General features: G+C 36.6%; 15 protein-coding genes. 11 read left to right on the top strand and 4 right to left on the bottom strand.

Annotated features, from left to right (window positions below; all coding sequences use genetic code 11):
• Positions 1-288: 288 nt before the first annotated feature.
• A complete protein-coding gene (locus tag ACFSTE_RS11625; protein ID WP_378257009.1) occupies positions 289-3,282 on the top strand; it encodes a T9SS type A sorting domain-containing protein in 2,994 nt (997 codons plus the stop codon).
• 146 nt (positions 3,283-3,428) lie between these two features.
• On the top strand, positions 3,429-5,390 hold the full coding sequence (gene dnaG, locus ACFSTE_RS11620) for a DNA primase (protein WP_378257007.1): 1,962 nt from the start codon (positions 3,429-3,431) through the stop codon (positions 5,388-5,390).
• Here the strand turns inward: dnaG and ACFSTE_RS11615 are convergent, their stop codons facing one another.
• Both ACFSTE_RS11615 and nadE read right to left on the bottom strand, forming a co-directional pair.
• Positions 5,391-6,023, bottom strand: a complete 633-nt coding sequence (locus tag ACFSTE_RS11615; protein ID WP_176028817.1) for a response regulator — start codon at positions 6,021-6,023, stop codon at positions 5,391-5,393.
• A 143-nt stretch (positions 6,024-6,166) separates the two neighbouring features.
• Entirely contained in the window at positions 6,167-6,955 is a 789-nt protein-coding gene (nadE, locus tag ACFSTE_RS11610; protein ID WP_378257005.1) for an NAD(+) synthase, read from the bottom strand.
• 135 nt (positions 6,956-7,090) lie between these two features.
• Here nadE and gldB point away from each other — a divergent pair, with 135 nt between their 5' ends.
• Positions 7,091-8,035, top strand: coding sequence for a gliding motility lipoprotein GldB (gldB, locus tag ACFSTE_RS11605; protein ID WP_254884129.1), 945 nt, complete (start codon positions 7,091-7,093; stop codon positions 8,033-8,035).
• Positions 8,035-8,373 carry a gliding motility protein GldC gene (gene gldC, locus ACFSTE_RS11600; RefSeq protein ID WP_176028820.1) on the top strand — a complete coding sequence of 113 codons (339 nt, stop codon included), beginning with the start codon at positions 8,035-8,037 and terminating at the stop codon, positions 8,371-8,373. The genes gldB and gldC overlap by 1 nt, the downstream gene beginning before the upstream one ends.
• Before the next feature lie 63 nt (positions 8,374-8,436).
• Here gldC and yihA read toward each other — a convergent pair whose 3' ends face one another.
• Entirely contained in the window at positions 8,437-9,042 is a 606-nt protein-coding gene (gene yihA / locus ACFSTE_RS11595; RefSeq protein WP_176028821.1) for a ribosome biogenesis GTP-binding protein YihA/YsxC, read from the bottom strand.
• A 10-nt stretch (positions 9,043-9,052) separates the two neighbouring features.
• On the bottom strand, positions 9,053-9,817 hold the full coding sequence (locus ACFSTE_RS11590) for an alpha/beta fold hydrolase (protein WP_176028822.1): 765 nt from the start codon (positions 9,815-9,817) through the stop codon (positions 9,053-9,055).
• Between the two features lie 290 nt (positions 9,818-10,107).
• On the opposite strand from ACFSTE_RS11590, the gene mraZ reads away from it, so the two are divergent.
• From mraZ to murD, 7 genes are read left to right on the top strand one after another with little or no spacing between them, the layout of a single operon-like run.
• The gene (gene mraZ, locus ACFSTE_RS11585; RefSeq protein ID WP_176028823.1) at positions 10,108-10,578 is read left to right on the top strand and encodes a division/cell wall cluster transcriptional repressor MraZ; all 471 of its coding nucleotides are present in this window, start codon (positions 10,108-10,110) and stop codon (positions 10,576-10,578) included.
• The gene (gene rsmH / locus ACFSTE_RS11580; protein WP_378257000.1) at positions 10,565-11,461 is read left to right on the top strand and encodes a 16S rRNA (cytosine(1402)-N(4))-methyltransferase RsmH; all 897 of its coding nucleotides are present in this window, start codon (positions 10,565-10,567) and stop codon (positions 11,459-11,461) included. The genes mraZ and rsmH overlap by 14 nt, the downstream gene beginning before the upstream one ends.
• A gap of 34 nt (positions 11,462-11,495) precedes the next feature.
• Positions 11,496-11,807 (top strand): FtsL-like putative cell division protein, encoded by a 312-nt coding sequence (locus tag ACFSTE_RS11575; RefSeq protein ID WP_176028825.1) that lies wholly within the window; start codon positions 11,496-11,498, stop codon positions 11,805-11,807.
• A gap of 5 nt (positions 11,808-11,812) precedes the next feature.
• On the top strand, positions 11,813-13,807 hold the full coding sequence (locus tag ACFSTE_RS11570) for a penicillin-binding protein (RefSeq protein WP_378256998.1): 1,995 nt from the start codon (positions 11,813-11,815) through the stop codon (positions 13,805-13,807).
• Entirely contained in the window at positions 13,807-15,267 is a 1,461-nt protein-coding gene (locus ACFSTE_RS11565) for a UDP-N-acetylmuramoyl-L-alanyl-D-glutamate--2,6-diaminopimelate ligase (protein ID WP_378256996.1), read from the top strand. The genes ACFSTE_RS11570 and ACFSTE_RS11565 overlap by 1 nt, the downstream gene beginning before the upstream one ends.
• A 48-nt stretch (positions 15,268-15,315) precedes the next feature.
• On the top strand, positions 15,316-16,551 hold the full coding sequence (gene mraY, locus ACFSTE_RS11560; protein WP_176028828.1) for a phospho-N-acetylmuramoyl-pentapeptide-transferase: 1,236 nt from the start codon (positions 15,316-15,318) through the stop codon (positions 16,549-16,551).
• Between the two features lie 29 nt (positions 16,552-16,580).
• The gene (gene murD / locus ACFSTE_RS11555; protein ID WP_176028829.1) at positions 16,581-17,939 is read left to right on the top strand and encodes a UDP-N-acetylmuramoyl-L-alanine--D-glutamate ligase; all 1,359 of its coding nucleotides are present in this window, start codon (positions 16,581-16,583) and stop codon (positions 17,937-17,939) included.
• Positions 17,940-17,946: the final 7 nt, after the last annotated feature.

The following is a 17,946-nucleotide window of genomic DNA, read 5'->3' as shown; positions in this document are numbered from 1 at the left end:
ATTAACCCATTGCTATGGTAGTGTTTTTCCGTATATCATCTATTGAATGAATTTGTAATTTTGAGTCACACACAAATCAAGACTTAAAATAAAACTTATGAACATTACTCCTTTAGTAAGGCAAATCCCTTTTGCTTACACGTTGATTATCTAGTTATTGCGTCTGTTTTTTATTTGATTTCCGGATTTCGTAGTGTGTTGTCTTCCCCGGGCAAAATACGATGATAAACCTATGCTTATGCGATCATTGGTGTTTGTTTAACGAACAATTAACCAAAATTTAAAAAAATGAATGCAAAAAACTTTTTTCTTGTATTTTTTCTGTTCTCTGGTCTGGTACTATTTGCACAGAAAGGCGCTGTAAAAGCGAATTTAGTTACTTCATCCTCCTATATGAGGGAGATTCCAGCTCTGTCGTCAATGGATAATATCATTGCTGCAAAAGGCTTTGGACATGTTGCACCTCCAAAAAGAAGAGGAACAAATACAGTGGTTCCCGGAAAAGGATTCCCGAAAGGTGGAGATCCTTTATTGCAAAGCCAAAAAAATGCTTCACAAGTAAGAACTGCTGATGAAATAGCATCGTTTGATGCACATGCGGGAACAGTATTGAACGATGCCACAGGGGCAATTGGACCTAATCATTATGTGTATGCATTTAATTCCGGATTTGGGATTTTAGACAGGTCTGGTAATGTGTTAGTACCTGAAGCTTCTTTGGGAACTATTTTTCCAGGGGAAACCCTTGGAGACCCGGTAGTAATGTATGATAATTTTGCGGAACGCTTTATTATTATGGAGTTTAGTAATACGCCTAACGGTTTTTTAATTGCTATAGGAAAAGGACCGGATCCAGTTAATGATGGATGGTATACTTATCGTTTTAATACAGGGACATTTCCTGATTATGAAAAGCTTTCTATTTGGTCCGATGGATATTATATTACAGCAAACAAAGACCAAAATGCACCAGATTCCAACAACGTAGTATTTGTAGTAGAAAGAGATCAAATGTTAGCAGGAAATACATCGGCACAGATGATAGGATTTCCTTTGCCAGGAGCTAAAACAAACGGATTCTATAGTCCAGGAGGTTTTAATGCTACCGGAACATCCTTGCCGCCAGTGGGAGCGAAACATTCCATTGTATACTTACAGGATGATAGTTGGGGAGGAGTGTCTCAAGATCATTTAAAAGTATGGACCACCACTATAGATTGGACCAACCCTTCTAGTTCAACAATTTCACAACCACAGGAAATCACAACTACTCCCTTTGACAGTGTATTTGATGGAGGTTCCTTTCAGAATTTAGATGAGCCTGGATCTGGACCTGATATAGATGCACTACAGGCTACGATGATGTTTATGACTAACTATAGAAGGTTTGGAACACATAACTCAGTTGTGCTTAATTTTGTAGTAGATTTAGATGGGAATGATAGTCTGGCAGGAATTCGCTGGTATGAATTGAGGCAAAACAATGATAATGATCCTTGGACAATATATCAGGAAGGAACCTATACGCAACCAGATGGGCATAGTGCCTTTTGTGGAAGTATTGGGATGGATGCTTTAGGAAATATTGGATTGGCGTATACGATTGTTAGTACTACAAAATATACATCATTGCGGTATACGGGAAGATTAGCATCAGACCCGTTAGGGACAATGACAGTTGCAGAGAAGGTATCAGCAGATGGAGATAGCCAGAATAATAGAAGAGATGGTCGTTATGGAGATTACGGGCAATTGACAATAGATCCACTGGATGATAAAACCTTTTGGCATATAAGTGAGTACATGAAAGGACCCGATAATGTTCGGAAAAGTCATGTGGTAGCTTTTAGATTAGCACCTGCCGTTGTAGATAATGAACCTCCGACTGCACCTGCGAACTTAGCATCGGAAAACACTACTGCTAGAGAAACAACACTGAGTTGGACAGCATCCACAGATAATATCGGAGTAGTAGGGTATGATGTATATCAGGATAACACATTGATAAAGACAGTTACGGAGACTTCTTTTACTGTTGCCGGTTTAACTCCTTTGACAACCTATACTTTTTATGTCAAAGCAAAAGATGCTTCAAACAACCAATCAGAAGCTAGTAATACGATTAGGGTGACTACCTTGGATAGTACAGTAGGACCAGGGTGTAAAGATGGTATAGCTGCACCGTATAGCGAGAGTTTCGAAAATACAATTGGTGCATGGGAGCAATCTCAGGATGATGATATCGATTGGGAATTAGATGCAGATGGAACTCCATCAAGAAGAACAGGACCTGGTAAAGCGGCTAATGGAACTCATTATCTTTATGTAGAGGCTTCAGTAGAAGGTGTCGGTTACCCTAATAAAAGAGCTGTAATTACCTCTCCTTGTTTTGATCTTAATGATGCTGCTTCAGCAGTATTCTCTTTTGAATATCATATGTATGGATCTTCTGATATGGGAACATTAGAAGTAGAAGCATCTAATGATGAAGGAGAAACATGGACGAGTGTTTGGAATCGATCCGGGAATCAAGGAAATGTGTGGAGAAAAGCTTCCATTGACCTGTCTGCCTATATAGGATCAGGGTTACAATTAAGATTTAATAGAGTAACCGGAGGAAGTTGGAGAGCTGATGTGGCGATTGATGATGTAAAATTAACGGCTGGAGATACCGGATCTTCTTGTGCATCACAAGATGTTACGGTGACGATAACTTTTGATAATTATCCGCAAGAAACTTCTTGGAAAATTACCGATGGGACAGGAGCTGAAGTAGCTTCTAAGACATATTCGAATGCTAACCCTGATGGTTCTACAGTGGTGGAAAACATTAGAGGATTGAGTGAAGGGACTTATACGTTTACGATAGAAGATTCTTTTGGAGATGGGATATGCTGTAGCCAGGGAGAAGGGTCGTATACAGTAGCAAGTGCTTCTGGAGAGATTGTATCAGGAGGCGATTTTGATAGAATGGAGAGTAAGGATTTTTGTGTGAAGGCAAGCAAAAAAGCTAGGTTAGAGACATATGCATTAACTGATAAGGAATCGGTTGATCCTGGAGTTTTTTCTTTATATCCAAATCCTGCAAAAAATGTATTGAAGATTAATGTGAAAGGAAAAACGGTTGATCAAATTAAGGTATTTTCTATGTATGGAATGCTGGTGAAGGAAATTGAAGGAACTAAAGAAGAAATTGATGTGTCAGATCTGAGTGTAGGAACATATTTTGTGCGTTTTATGGCAGAAGATATAGAAGTGACCAGAAGATTTGTAAAAGAATGATAATAGCCGTTTTAAACATGGTAGAGGGTGCTCAAAAGAGTGCCCTCTTTTTTTTTGTTTGATGGGTTTGGCTGGTAATAAATATGAATTGTCTTATTTTTGTCTATCGTTCGTATAATAGAAATAGAGTTCTGGAATAAAAGTTTATGATTCATAAAACCACAGTGGATGCTGTATTTGAAACAGCTAGATTAGAAGAAGTTATAGGTGATTTTGTGCAGCTTAAAAAAGCAGGGAGTAACTTTAAAGGCTTAAGCCCATTTAGTGATGAGCGTACTCCGTCTTTTATGGTTTCTCCTGTAAAACAGATCTGGAAAGATTTCTCTACGGGTAAAGGAGGGAATGTTGTAGCTTTCTTAATGGAACATGAGCATTTTACTTATCCCGAAGCAATTAAGTACCTGGCAAAAAAATATAACATTGAGGTACTGGAAACAGAACAGACAGATCAGCAAAAACAACAGTCGAATGAAAGAGAAAGTATGTATTTGGTTAGTGAATATGCCAATACGTTTTTTCAGGACTGTTTGTTGAATACCGAAAAAGGAAAAGCAATTGGGTTAACGTATTTTAAAGAAAGAGGGTTTACAATCGAAACGATTAAGAAGTTTGGATTAGGATACTCTCCTGATGAATGGGATGCTTTTACGAATGAAGCAATTAAAAACGGATATCAATTGAGTTACCTGGAGAAAACAGGGCTTACGATTGTCAAAACTGATAAGAAGTTTGATCGGTTTAAAGGAAGGGTGATGTTTCCTATTCAATCTATGTCAGGAAGAGTATTAGGATTTGGGGGAAGAATTCTGACCAATGATAAAAAAGCAGCAAAATACTTAAATTCTCCAGAAAGTGATATTTATCATAAGAGCAAAGTGTTGTATGGGATTTACCATGCAAAACAAGCAATTGCTAAAGAAGATAACTGTTATTTGGTAGAAGGGTATACGGATGTAATCCAGTTTCATCAAACGGGAGTGTCAAATGTGGTATCGTCCTCTGGTACTGCATTGACGAGCGATCAGGTGCGTTTGATTAATCGGCTGACAAAAAATATAACTGTGTTGTTTGATGGAGATGCAGCAGGGATTAGGGCATCAATCAGGGGGATTGATTTGATTCTCGAACAAGGGATGAATGTAAAAGTATGCGGGTTTCCCGAAGGAGAAGATCCGGACAGTTTTGCAAAACAGAATACCGAAGAGGAATTAAAGAATTATCTCAATGAAAAATCGCAGGACTTTATCAGTTTTAAAGCATCTTTATTGCATCGGGAATCAGAAAATGATCCGATAAAAAGAGCAGAGTTGATAAGGGATATTGTAACGAGTGTATCTAAGATTCCGGATGTTATAAAGCAAGAAATCTATGTACAGGAATGTGCTAGAATTATGGGGGTTTCTGAGGATGTCCTGTTTGATACATTGGCTCAGATGAATCAAACGGAAGAAAAAGGAGGAAAGGATAAAAAAACTAAAAACAAAAGGTCGATGGCTGTGGTTCCGCAGGAAGAACCGCAACAGCCCAAAGTAGATGAGCAATATCAGTTAGAGTGTAAGATTATAGAAATACTGTTGCTTTATGGACAGCAAGTAGAAGAATTTGAAGATTGGGTGTTAAAAGAAAATGAAGAAGGAGATCTGGAGATGGAACCAGAAGTGTATAAAGCAAAAGTTTTTGAGAAAATATATCTGGACTTACAAGATGATGAGGTGGAGTTTGCAAATAACAGCTTTAGAGATATCTATGCGTTGTTGATAGATCGGTTGAATCAGGATGACGACTTTAAGATAGAAAGTTTTATTAATCATGTGCCTCAGGAAATAGCTTCAGAAATAACGGCTATAATGATGAATGAAGAACGCTACGCTTTACATCGTTGGGAAGATCAGGAAATTCATGTAAAAAAGAAAGAGTATTCAGTAGCTCAGTATACCCGGGATATTATTCTTAATTTGAGAAGGTTTTTGATCAGTCAGAAAATAGATGAGCTTTCACAAGAAGTGAAAGCCCAGTATGACAAAGATCATCGTGAAACAATTCAAGATGTTTCCGATTATCTTACATTGCGAAAAATTCTTTTTGAAAAATTAAATCGCGTAGTTTGATTAGCTGATATGTAACAATCTCGATTGATGGATTAAATCCGCGAGATTATCAACTTTTAATTTTTTAAGTAACCTTGTTTTATAGGTGCTTACCGTTTTTTCATTAATAGATAAGGTAGCCGCTATATCTTTGTTTCTTTTTCCGGAAGAGAGTAAATTAAGTACTTCGATTTCTCGGGAGGAGAGTTTCTTATACTTTACTACCATATTACTTTCTTTGGTGTTTCCATCTGCTAATTGTTGTGTGAGGTTGTCGTTTAGGTAGATACCTCCTCTAGCTACTCTATCGATAGCCTTTCTTAGAGTTTTGGTAGATACTGTTTTGGACAGATACGCAGAAGCCCCTGCTTTAATGGCGCTCAATGCATACATTTCCTCAGGATGGGAACTAAAAATAATGACCTTGATTTTAGTGAATTCCTGCTTTATTGTTCGTAATGCGGTAATTCCGTTGATTTGTGGAAGGTCTAGCTCCATGATGAGAATATCAGGAGTGTTTGATTTAAGAACATCATACATTTCATTCCCATTACTAACCTTACCTATAATTTCAAAGTTTTCAGCATTTCGTAGTAAAGAAGAAATTCCTTTTCTTGTGATTGGATGATGATCAGCTATTAGTACTGTTGTCATTCTTGTTTACGATTGTTAATGTTAATTTTAGATTAAGGGCAAACATTTATTTGTAGGGGTAGTAAAGTATTTTATCATCTGCAAAATTACTAAGAACTCCCACTCGTAAACTTATTTTTATTAATTTATCGACCAAGTGTTCACTATATTAGATTAACGGGTATTTTACATACCGGAATTGGATTCATTTTATGTTGGTTTACGGTATTTAAGCGATCAAAAATAGTGAAAACCTCTAATTCTCTGCCGTTAAAATCATTGGCAGTTTTTCCTGAATCTTTCATTTTCATAGCCCACTCTAGCTCGTCATAGCTTGCTCCGATTTGATCTTCATCGCTTCTGCTGTCTCCAAATAATCCGTCTGTTGGAGCTGCATTTTGAATGGAGTCAGGAACTTTTAACTCTTTTGCGATTGTATATACTTCACTTTTTAGTAAATCAGCTATTGGACTCAGGTCGACTCCTCCGTCTCCGTATTTAGTAAAGAAGCCAACGCCAAAATCTTCTACCTTATTACCGGTTCCCGCAACAAGTAATCTGTGTAAACCGGCAAAGTAATACAGTGTAGTCATTCTAAGTCTGGCTCTGGTGTTGGCGAGAGCAAGATCAAGGGTGGCAGATGCCTCTGTCGCAGGAGTGATATTTTTGAATTGTTCGAATACAGGAGTTAGATCTGTACGAGTATCAGATACATTAGAGTATCTTTCTTTTAATTGACTGATGTGTTCCTGAGCACGATCAACCTGACTTTTAGCCTGATGAATAGGCATCTCTACACAAAGTGTTTTTAAGCCTGTTTTGGCGCATAGAGAAGAGGTAACGGCACTGTCTATTCCTCCGCTGATTCCAACAACAAAACCTTCCATTTTAGCGTTAGTAGCATATTCTTTTAACCAATTAACAATGTGATCGATTACTTTTTCTGTTTGCATATATTTACATTTAATAATTCTTTAATAAGTACCTTTGCTGTCATAAAATTAATAAAAATAGGGAGCGTTTCTGTAAATAAAGAACAAAGTAACAGGTTTATTCAGATTATTGAAATGAAAATAAAAAAAGTACTAATGTGTTTATTATACGTAGCGATGATTTCGTGTAATAAGAATAAGGGGGTAGAAGAGGATATTGCTAAAGTAGATGTAACGATAGAGGTAGAGCGGTTTGATGAGCTCTTTGCTGCAGTAACATCAGAAAACCTGAATGAACTGAAAGAGCGCTTTCCTTTTCTTTTTCCTGAGCGGTATGAAAATGACGTGTGGTTGAAGAAGTCAGTTGATACCTTGCAGGTCGAAATTAATACTGAGGTGTCAAAGAAATTTTCTGATTTTTCTACAGTAAAAAATGAGCTGCATTCTTTTTTTCAACATGTAAAATTTTATTTTCCAGAAGAGAGAATTCCGAGAATTGTCACTGTTACATCTGATGTAGATTACCGAAATAAAGTGATTTTGCATGAAGGATTGTTGATTATTTCTTTGGATACGTATTTGGGAAAAGATCACTTTTTTTATGAAAACATTTCGGTGTATTTAAAGCAAGGGTTTGTAACGGAGCAAATTGTACCAGATGTAGCCTCAATGTATGCTAAAAAAATGATAAGGTTAAGTAAAGACAGAACTTTCCTATCGAATATGATTTATTACGGAAAAGAACAGTATCTCAAAAAATTGTTTCTGCCGGTGCACTCCAAAGCTTCATTGCTCGGATATACAGAAGAACAATATGCGTGGTCAGAGGCTAATGAAGAAGAGATTTGGAAGTATTTTATAGATAGACAGTTGTTGTACAGTACAGATACTTCTTTGTTGTCAAGATTTTTGTTTCCAGCTCCTTTTTCTAAGTTTTATCTGGAGGAAATCGATAAGGAGGCTCCGGGAAAAATAGGGCAATTTATAGGGGAGAGAATTGTTTCTTCGTATATGGAAAATAACGACGTATCTTTGCATCATCTGTTGATGGTAGATGCCGAAACAGTTTTTAAAAAATCAAAATATAAACCAGTAAGATAATGGCGAGTGTACATAAATCGGAGATTAAGATAGATATTGAATTAGATGAAAATAGAGTTCCGGAAAAATTAAAATGGACTGCACAAGATGGGGGTGTAGAAAATGAAGAGACAAAAGCAATGTTATTGTCTGTTTGGGATAGTGCTAATAAGGAGAGTCTTAGAATTGACTTATGGACCAAAGATATGCCTGTTGATGAAATGAAGATATTTTTTCATCAAACATTAGTGTCAATGAGTGATACGTTTAACAGAGCAACACAGGATCAGAAAATGTCAGATACTATGAAGGATTTTTGTGATTACTTTGCAGAAAAACTGGAGCTTAAAAAGAAATAAAGAAGGTATTGTTTAATGCTGCATAAAAAAGCTGAAAAAATACATTTTCAGCTTTTTGTGTTTTTATGATGATTGTAATTGTTTGTTGATATTGTCGATATAGGCAAGTAATTCTTCTTTTCCTTGACCAGAAGAGGAGGAAGTGATAAAATAAATAGGCATTTCTTCCCAGTACTCTAATATTTTCTTTTTGTACTCTGCTATCTGGACCTCTAGTTTGTTTTTGGATAACTTGTCAGCTTTCGTAAAAATGATAGAAAATGGAATTTGATTTTCTCCCAGCCAAAGCATGAATTCTACATCTATTTTTTGAGGTTCATGTCTAGAGTCTACTAGAACAAAAGCATTGACAAGCTGTGTTCTTTTGGAGAAGTAAGAGGTGATAAATTTTTGAAACACCTTCTTGGCTGATTTAGAAACTCTAGCGTATCCATATCCGGGTAAATCGACCAGGAACCACTTTTTGTTAATGATAAAATGGTTGATTAACTGTGTTTTTCCGGGGCGCCCTGAGGTTTTGGCTAGATTTTTTCTATTGGTAAGCATATTTATCAAAGAAGACTTTCCTACGTTAGATCTTCCGATAAAGGCATACTCAGGGAGTTTTTCTTTCGGGCATTTAGCAACATCGCTGTTACTTATTACAAATTCAGCGCTGCTTATTTTCATAGTTTTCTTATTAAATACCTCGTTCTTTAAACCAGGAATGAAGTAATTGGTTGAATTCTTCTGGATGTTCCATCATTGCAGCATGACCGCATTTGTCTATCCAGTAAAGGTCAGAATCAGGTAATAGTTTGTTGAAATCATTTGCTACTTCTGGTGGAGTAACAGTATCATCTTTTCCCCATATGATACATGTTGGGGTGTGCATATTAGGCAGATCTTTTGCCATGTTATGTCTGATTGCACTTTTGGCGATGGATAGTGTTCTGATTAATTTGTTTCTGTCATTTACAGTTGCATAAACCTCATCTACGATCTCTTTTGTAGCAATGGCTGGATCATAAAACACATTCTCGGCTTTCTTTTTAATATATTCATAGTCACCTCTTTTAGGGTAGCTTTCCCCCATGGCACTTTCATATAATCCAGAACTACCGGTTATGACTAAGCCTTTTACATTTTCAGGGAACATTTTTGTACATAACAAGGCAATGTGTCCTCCAAGAGAGTTCCCTAGCAGGACTACTTCTTTGTATCCCAGATGATCTATGAAATCTTTTAGGTATTTAGCAAAAGTGCCCACTTTGGTTTTTAAGATTGGTAATGTGTATATAGGGAGTTCTGGTATAAGAACTTTGTATCCGTGATTAGGAAAGTAAGAACTAACACCATCAAAATTGCTAAGACCACCCATTAAACCGTGTAAAATAACAATTGGTGTTCCTTCTCCTGTCTCTAGGTAACTAAACTTTCCGCTTTTTTTTAATCTGTAATTCATTAATATTTCTTACAAGAATTATCAGCAAATATAGCACTTTCATAGTTAGATCAAAGCTTTTTGTTGATAGTGTATCACGAATTTATGTTTTTTTAATGTTCGGTGAAATCCTTTTGCGGGAGCGAAGGAACTTGTCTTTTTGTATTGGGTTGATAGACAAAAATTTAAAGAGTCATTCGTCTTGTAAAGAAGTATTTTAACGATAACTTATTAACAATGTGGTAGATTGTGGTAAAAAGTGGTAATATTTTCAATATATTTGAAATATAAAAGAAGGCAGGGAAAATCAAGTGGTAAATCTAATCGGCACATATGAATGTAAGGCAGACGCTAAAGGGCGTTTGATGATGCCTGCTGCTTTTAAGAAGCAGTTGGCTAGTGTGTTAGAGGAAGGGTTTGTTTTGAAGCGCTCAGTTTTTCAGCCTTGCTTGGAGCTATATCCAATGCAGGAGTGGAATCAATTAATGGCGAAAATAAACAAGCTAAATCGCTTTAAAAAGAAGAATAACGACTTTATAAGAAGATTTACGGCTGGAGTCAAGGTGGTAGATATAGATGCTACAGGACGACTTTTGATTCCAAAAGATTTGATCGGTTTTGCTAGTATAAAAAAAGAAATAGTTCTTTCGTCAGCAGTGAATATTATAGAGGTGTGGGATAAGGATCTTTATGAAAAAGCAATTGAAGATGCTACAGATGATTTTGCGGATTTGGCGGAAGAAGTAATGGGTTTTGAAGACGAGATAGATGGAATATCATAATTCGGTATTGTTAAAAGAAACAGTAGATGGTCTGGCTATTAAGCCAGATGGGGTGTATGTGGATGTGACCTTTGGAGGAGGAGGGCATTCAAAAGAAATACTAAGTCGACTGGGGGAGAAGGGGAAATTGTTTGCATTTGATCAGGATAAAGATGCATTGGTCAATGCGTTAGAGGATGACCGTTTTGTGTTGATTAATGAGAATTTTAGATACATAAAACGCTTTTTGAGATTTTATGGTGTAAGAAAGGTTGATGGTATTTTAGGAGACTTTGGGGTTTCTTCTCATCAGTTTGATGTTGCAGAAAGAGGGTTTTCGACCCGATTTGAAGCAGAACTGGATATGAGGATGAATCAGGATGGAGCACTGTCTGCTTTTCATGTAGTAAACGATTATGACGAAATGGATTTGAGAAGAGTGTTGCTGCAATATGGAGAATTGAGGAATGCGCCTAAGTTAGCAAGGGCAATAGTAACAGCAAGAATTGAGGCTCCTGTTAAAACAAGCGCAATGCTAAAAGAGGTGTTAAGACCTTTTTTAGTAAAACATAAAGAACACAAGATATTAGCACAGATTTATCAGGCAATCCGTATAGAGGTAAATCAGGAAATAGAAGTGCTGAAAGATTTCTTGCTGCAAACGGAAGAATTGTTAGACAAAGGAGGAAGGATAAGTTTGATATCATATCACTCTTTGGAAGATCGATTAGTAAAGCGATATATCCGTAATGGGATGTTTGAAGGAGAACCGGAAAAAGACTTGTATGGTAATGTAACGGTGCCTTTCAGAAAAGTAGGAGGATTGGTGGTGCCAACAGAAGAAGAGGTTAAAGAAAATAACAGAGCGAGAAGTGCGAAACTTCGAATTGCTGAGCGTATATAATATATAGGTATACGTTTTGACGGTTTAGAAAATAATGAAGCAGACAATTTATGACATATTAAAAGGAAAGTTCTTGATAGCGGATGATGCTATGAAAAACTGGAGAATGTTGTTGTTTTTGTCCTTTTTGGCAATCATAATGATTGCAAGTTCTCATAATGCGGAGAGTAAAGTGCATGAGATTGCAAAATTAAATAATGAAGTAAAAGAGCTTAGGACGCAGTTTGTAGATGGAAGAACAGAATTGATGCGATTAAAAATGGAGTCTTCTGTAATCGAAAGAATGAAGAAAAAGGGGTTAAAACAACCTTCTACACCTCCTAAAAAAATTATAGTAACCAAGTAAGTATTTTGGCAGTAGCAGATAAGAACATATTGAATCGATTGTATTTTGTAGCAGGATGTATGCTCATCTTTGCTATTGCTGTTGTTGTAAAATTGGTGAATATTCAGTTTGTAGAAGGAGATGAATATAGAAATAAAGCACAACAACGGGTTTTTAAAACTTTTGATATCCCTGCAAATCGTGGAAACTTATACGATTCCAATGGTAATTTGCTGGCTACTTCAGTACCAAAATACGATATCCGATTTGATGCCTTGGCGGTAAAAGAAAAAGATTTCAGGAAATATATAAAACCACTATGTGAGGCATTGGCTAAAGAGATGGGTAGGTCGGTTTCGTATTATGATAAGCTGTTGCGCACAGCGAAATCGAATAAAAACAGATATCTGCTGCTGGCGCGTAATGTTGGGTATTCCAGATATATGCGATTTAAAAAATTTCCGTTGTTGAAATTTGGAGCGAATAGAGGAGGATTGATTATTGAGCAGCGAACAGTGAGAGAGCACCCTATAGGGAAAATTGCAGAAAGAACAGTTGGATATGAACGTAGAGATGATCAAGGGTATTATACCAGAGTAGGTCTGGAAGGAGCATATGGTCCTTTTCTTAGAGGAAAAGAAGGAAAAAGAAAAAAACAAAAAATAGCAAAGAACCAATGGAAGCCAATAGGAGATGCGAATGAGGTAGAGCCAGAAGATGGGTATGATGTGATTTCCACTATTGATGTGAATATTCAGGATGTGACACATCATGCTTTATTGGCGCAATTGGAAAAGTTTGAAGCAGAGCACGGAACAGCTGTTGTGATGGAAACAAAGACAGGAGAGATAAAAGCTATTTCTAATTTAGGAAGAGGCAAATCCGGGAAGTATTATGAGAAGTTGAATTACGCAGTAGGTGAGTCACATGAGCCGGGATCGTCTTTCAAACTGGTAACGATGGTGGCAGCCTTAGAAGATAAAGTGATTGATTCTAGTTATGTGGTAGATACAGAGAATGGAAGAGTAAAGTTTTATGATCGAGTTGTAAAAGATTCTCATTGGGGAGGGTATGGAAAAATATCTGCAGCAAGAGCTTTTGAAGTTTCTTCAAATACAGCTTTTGCAAAAATTGTTTTTGAACATTATAAGAATAATCCTAAAAAGTTTGTGGATCGCCTGATAAATATGGGGCTCAATGATAAATTAGGGCTGTCTATAAAAGGAGAAGGAACCCCTAAGATACCTTATCCGGGAGAAAAAAATTGGTATGGGACTACCTTGCCATGGATGGCTTTTGGATATGGAGTTTCTTTAACTCCTTTGCAAACCTTGGCGTTTTATAATGCAATAGCGAATAATGGGGAGATGGTAAAACCACGGTTTATCAAGCGAGTGATGTCCTGGGATAAGATTAGAGAGCAATATGATAAAGAAGTGTTGAACCCCGCAATTTGTTCAAAAGAAACCGCAAAAATAGTTCAGGAAATGATGAAGAATGTGGTGGCACGAGGAACAGCAGATAATATCAGGACAGATAATTTTATGATTGCCGGGAAGACTGGAACTTGTTGGGGGAATTATGGAAAGCATAAAGAGAGAGAATACATTTCTTCGTTTGCAGGATATTTCCCGGCAGAAGACCCTAAGTATTCTTGTATAGTCGTGATTCATAAACCTAACAAAGAAAAAGGGTATTATGGGAATATTGTTGCTGGACCGGTTTTTAAAAGAATAGCAGAAAAAATTTATAATGATATCCCTGTAGAAGATAAGATTTCTGCTGAGGTTGTGAGTAACAAAAAAGTAGAAAGAAGCTATAACGGATATTATGGAAAGGTTCAGAAATATAAGACGATCATGCCTAATGTAAAAGGGATGCCGGCAATGGATGTAATCTCACTATTGGAGAATATGGGGCTTCGGGTAGAGATAAAAGGAAAGGGGTTTGTGAAAAAACAATCAATAGAACCGGGAAAAAAAGTAAAGCAAAACCAAAGAATCAGTTTAGAGTTGTCGTAATGGAATTAAAGGAGTTATTATATAAGGTATCAATAGAAAAGGTAGTTGGTGATACGGCAACCCAGATTAGTGCTGTTCATTTTGATTCCAGGAAAATAGATAAGGGGAATGCCTTTGTGGCAGTTAGAGGGACGGTATCGGATGGACATGATTTTATAGCGAAAGCGATAGAAAAAGGAGCAATTGCGATTGTTTGCGAGGATATACCACAAAACATAAAAGAAGGAGTAACATATGTAGAGGTAGAAAATGCAGCAGAAGCATTGGCAATTATGGCTTCTAATTTTTATGGAGTGCCATCGGAGAACCTAAAGTTGATTGGGGTTACAGGGACAAATGGCAAAACCACAATTGCTACGTTATTATTTCAGCTGTTTAAAAAAGCTGGATATAAGGTAGGGTTGTTATCTACAGTGAAAATCATGGTAGATGCTCAGGAGTATAAAGCAACTCATACAACGCCTGATCCTTTGATGATCAATAGGTATTTAAAAGAGATGAATGAGGTAGGGGTAGAGTTTTGTTTTATGGAAGTAAGCTCTCATGGGATCCATCAAAAAAGAATAGAAGGATTAGTGTTTGAAGGAGGGGTTTTTACCAATCTGTCACATGATCATTTAGATTATCACGAAACTTTTAAAGAATATAGAGATGTTAAAAAAAGTTTTTTTGACAGTTTGCCTTCGGGAGCATTTGCATTGACAAATAAAGATGATAAAAATGGAGCATTTATGCTTCAGAATACAAAAGCCAAACAATATACGTATGCGTTGAAATCATACGCTGACTATAGGGGTCAGATCTTAGAGAATAGCATCGGCGGGTTGTTGCTAAAATTTAATGATAATGAACTTTGGGCAAAGTTGATAGGTGATTTTAATGCATATAATTTGTTGGCGATATATGGAACAGCAGAATTGTTGGGGCTGGAGACCTTAGAAATTTTGCGTTTGTTGAGTGAGTTAGAAAGTGTGAGTGGTAGATTTCAGTATATGATATCTAATGATAAAATTACTGCGATTGTAGACTATGCACATACACCAGATGCATTGAAAAATGTATTGGATACTATTAATGAAATACGAACAAATAACGAGACTTTGATTACAGTTGTGGGGTGTGGAGGTGATAGAGATAAAACTAAAAGACCAGTGATGGGGAATATTGCTTCCTCATTGAGTAATAAAGTGATTTTTACCAGTGATAATCCCAGAACAGAAAAACCAGAAGATATTATTGCAGATATAGAGAAAGGGGTCGAGCCTCAACACTATAGAAAAACATTGTCAATTACAGATCGGGCGCAAGCTATAAAAACCGCTTGTCAATTGGCGATGGCGAATGATATTATTCTGATTGCGGGAAAAGGACACGAAACATATCAGGAGATAGATGGGGTCCGTAATGACTTTAATGATTTTGAGATCGTAAAAGATGAATTAAAGCGAATGGGGAAATAAATGATTTGTATTGACGTGTTAAAAAACAGTATTTAGAAGAAGAGAGCTATGTTATATTATTTGTTTGAATATTTAGAGAGTGAATATCAGTTTCCTGGAGCGAGTCTTTTTCAGTTTATCACTTTTAGAGGAGCATTGGCAATAATTCTCTCCTTGATGATCTCAACGATTTATGGGAAACGAATTATTAGATTTCTTCAGAAAAAACAAATGGGAGAAAGTATTCGTGATTTGGGATTGGAAGGACAGGTGGAAAAGGCAGGAACACCGACTATGGGAGGGGTGATTATAATTCTGGCTACCCTTGTGCCTGTACTGCTTTTTGCTAAGATAGATAATGTTTACATTATTTTGTTAATAGTGACTACGTTGTGGATGGGGGCTATAGGTTTTATAGATGATTACCTGAAAATACTCAAAAAAAATAAAGACGGATTAAAAGGTTGGTTCAAGGTAATTGGTCAAGTTGGTCTTGGAGTGATTGTAGGATGTACTATGTATTTTCATGAAGATATAACCATAAAAGAGGAGATTGTGTCTTCTGTAGAGACAGTAGAATCGGTATCAGGAACAACGGCAGAAAGCGATTTTAATCCAGCGATCAAATCGACAAAAACAACCATTCCTTTTTTTAAAAATAATGAATTTGATTACGCTAGTTTGATCACCTGGATAAGTCCTTCGCTAGCTAAATATGCGTGGCTTATTTTTATTCCTTTTGTGATTTTCATTATCACGGCGGTTTCTAATGGAGCAAATCTGACAGATGGAATTGATGGATTGGCGGCAGGGTCTTCAGCGATTATCGTGTTGACACTTGCGTTGTTTGCATGGGTGTCTGGAAATATAATTTTTTCAGATTATCTCAATGTGATGTATATCCCTAACTCAGGAGAGATGACCATTTTTGTTACAGCTTTTGCTGGAGCACTTGTTGGGTTTTTGTGGTATAATACGTATCCGGCACAAGTGTTTATGGGAGATACAGGAAGCTTGACGATAGGCGGGATTATCGCCGTGTTGGCAATTGCGACAAGAAAAGAATTTTTAATACCGATTTTATGCGGAATCTTTTTTATAGAAACCCTTTCTGTAATGATTCAGGTAAGTTGGTTTAAGTATACAAAAAAGAAATATGGTGAAGGGAGAAGGGTTTTTCTAATGTCTCCTTTGCATCATCATTATCAGAAAAAAGGAATTCACGAGAGTAAGATTGTAGCCAGATTCTGGATTGTTGGGATTATTTTGGCGATCATTACCGTGATCACATTAAAAGTCAGGTAAAAAATAAGAATTTCTATGCCTGAAAAAATATGAGAGAAGAAAAAAGACATATAGAAAAACGACTGGTAGTACTGGGAGCAGGAGAGAGTGGTGTCGGAACTGTCATCTTGGGAAAGAAGGAAGGGTATACAGTTTTTGTGTCTGATAAAGGGAAAATAAAAGAGACCTATAAAAAGACATTGGATGAGTTAGGAGTGGCTTGGGAAGAGGAACAGCATACAGAAGCTAAAATTCTGACTGCAACAGTGGTGATGAAAAGTCCGGGGATACCTGATACGGTGCCGCTGGTTGTTCGGTTAAAAGAAAGAGGAGTGCCTGTTGTTTCAGAAATTGAGTTTGCGGATAATTATACAGCTGCAACCATTGTTGGAATTACTGGAAGTAATGGTAAGACCACTACTACAATGATGACACATCACATATTGAAAACCGGAGGGCTTGATGTAGGAGTGGCAGGGAATATAGGATATAGTTTTGCGAAGCAAGTGGCAACTACAGAAGTGGCGAATTATGTACTGGAGCTAAGTAGTTTTCAGTTAGATGGTATAGAGAAGTTTGCACCACACATTGCTGTTTTGACAAATATTACTCCAGATCATTTAGATCGATATGAGTATAAGTTGGAGAAGTATGTGGCTTCAAAATTTAGAATAATAAAAAATCAAACAGAACAAGATTATTTCATCTATGATGCAGATGATCTAGAGATAAAAAAATATCTGAATACGCATGAGATAAAACCTCAGTTATTGCCTTTTTCATTGACGAAAAAGTTTGATCAGGGGGCGTATTTGGAGGAGAAAAATATAGTAGTAAAAATAGATAACAACGAATTTATTATGTCAACATCAGATTTAGCGTTAAAAGGAAATCATAATGTAAAAAATGCAATGGCAGCAGCTACTGTGTCGCAATTGTTAAAAATAAGAAAGAGTACGATACGAGAGTGTTTGGAAAATTTTCATGGAGTGGAACACCGATTGGAAAATGTGTTGAAGATTAATAACGTGCAGTATATTAATGATTCGAAAGCTACAAATGTCAATGCGGCATATTATGCATTAGATGCAATGAAATCATCTACGGTTTGGATTGTAGGAGGTGTTGATAAAGGAAATGATTACAGTCTTTTGTATCCGTTGATCAACGAGAAAGTTAAAGCGATTATTTGTCTTGGGATAGATAATGAAAAAATCATCAATGCTTTTGGAAATTGCGTGGATAATATAGTAGAAGCTAAATCAATGAAAGAAGCAGTAAAGGCTGCTTACTCAATTGCAGAGCGAAATGATAATGTTTTGTTATCCCCGGCGTGTGCAAGTTTTGATTTGTTCAAAAACTACGAAGACAGAGGAAGGCAATTTAAAGAAGCGGTAAGGGAGCTTTAAGAATACT

Origin of the sequence: Aquimarina hainanensis (genome assembly GCF_042684685.1) — a bacterium.
Lineage (GTDB): Bacteria > Bacteroidota > Bacteroidia > Flavobacteriales > Flavobacteriaceae > Aquimarina > Aquimarina hainanensis.
Note: the sequence above shows the minus strand (reverse complement) of the source record. Positions and strands in the feature narration are given on the sequence as shown.

What these genes read in the sequence shown, in the direction of transcription:
- ACFSTE_RS11625 (WP_378257009.1), top strand. Translation starts at nt 289, where the DNA reads ATGAATGCAAAAAACTTTTTTCTTGTATTTTTTCTGTTCTCTGGTCTG.
- dnaG (WP_378257007.1), top strand. Translation starts at nt 3,429, where the DNA reads ATGATTCATAAAACCACAGTGGATGCTGTATTTGAAACAGCTAGATTA.
- ACFSTE_RS11615 (WP_176028817.1), bottom strand. Translation starts at nt 6,023, where the DNA reads ATGACAACAGTACTAATAGCTGATCATCATCCAATCACAAGAAAAGGA.
- nadE (WP_378257005.1), bottom strand. Translation starts at nt 6,955, where the DNA reads ATGCAAACAGAAAAAGTAATCGATCACATTGTTAATTGGTTAAAAGAA.
- gldB (WP_254884129.1), top strand. Translation starts at nt 7,091, where the DNA reads ATGTGTTTATTATACGTAGCGATGATTTCGTGTAATAAGAATAAGGGG.
- gldC (WP_176028820.1), top strand. Translation starts at nt 8,035, where the DNA reads ATGGCGAGTGTACATAAATCGGAGATTAAGATAGATATTGAATTAGAT.
- yihA (WP_176028821.1), bottom strand. Translation starts at nt 9,042, where the DNA reads ATGAAAATAAGCAGCGCTGAATTTGTAATAAGTAACAGCGATGTTGCT.
- ACFSTE_RS11590 (WP_176028822.1), bottom strand. Translation starts at nt 9,817, where the DNA reads ATGAATTACAGATTAAAAAAAAGCGGAAAGTTTAGTTACCTAGAGACA.
- rsmH (WP_378257000.1), top strand. Translation starts at nt 10,565, where the DNA reads ATGGAATATCATAATTCGGTATTGTTAAAAGAAACAGTAGATGGTCTG.
- ACFSTE_RS11575 (WP_176028825.1), top strand. Translation starts at nt 11,496, where the DNA reads ATGAAGCAGACAATTTATGACATATTAAAAGGAAAGTTCTTGATAGCG.
- ACFSTE_RS11565 (WP_378256996.1), top strand. Translation starts at nt 13,807, where the DNA reads ATGGAATTAAAGGAGTTATTATATAAGGTATCAATAGAAAAGGTAGTT.
- mraY (WP_176028828.1), top strand. Translation starts at nt 15,316, where the DNA reads ATGTTATATTATTTGTTTGAATATTTAGAGAGTGAATATCAGTTTCCT.
- murD (WP_176028829.1), top strand. Translation starts at nt 16,581, where the DNA reads ATGAGAGAAGAAAAAAGACATATAGAAAAACGACTGGTAGTACTGGGA.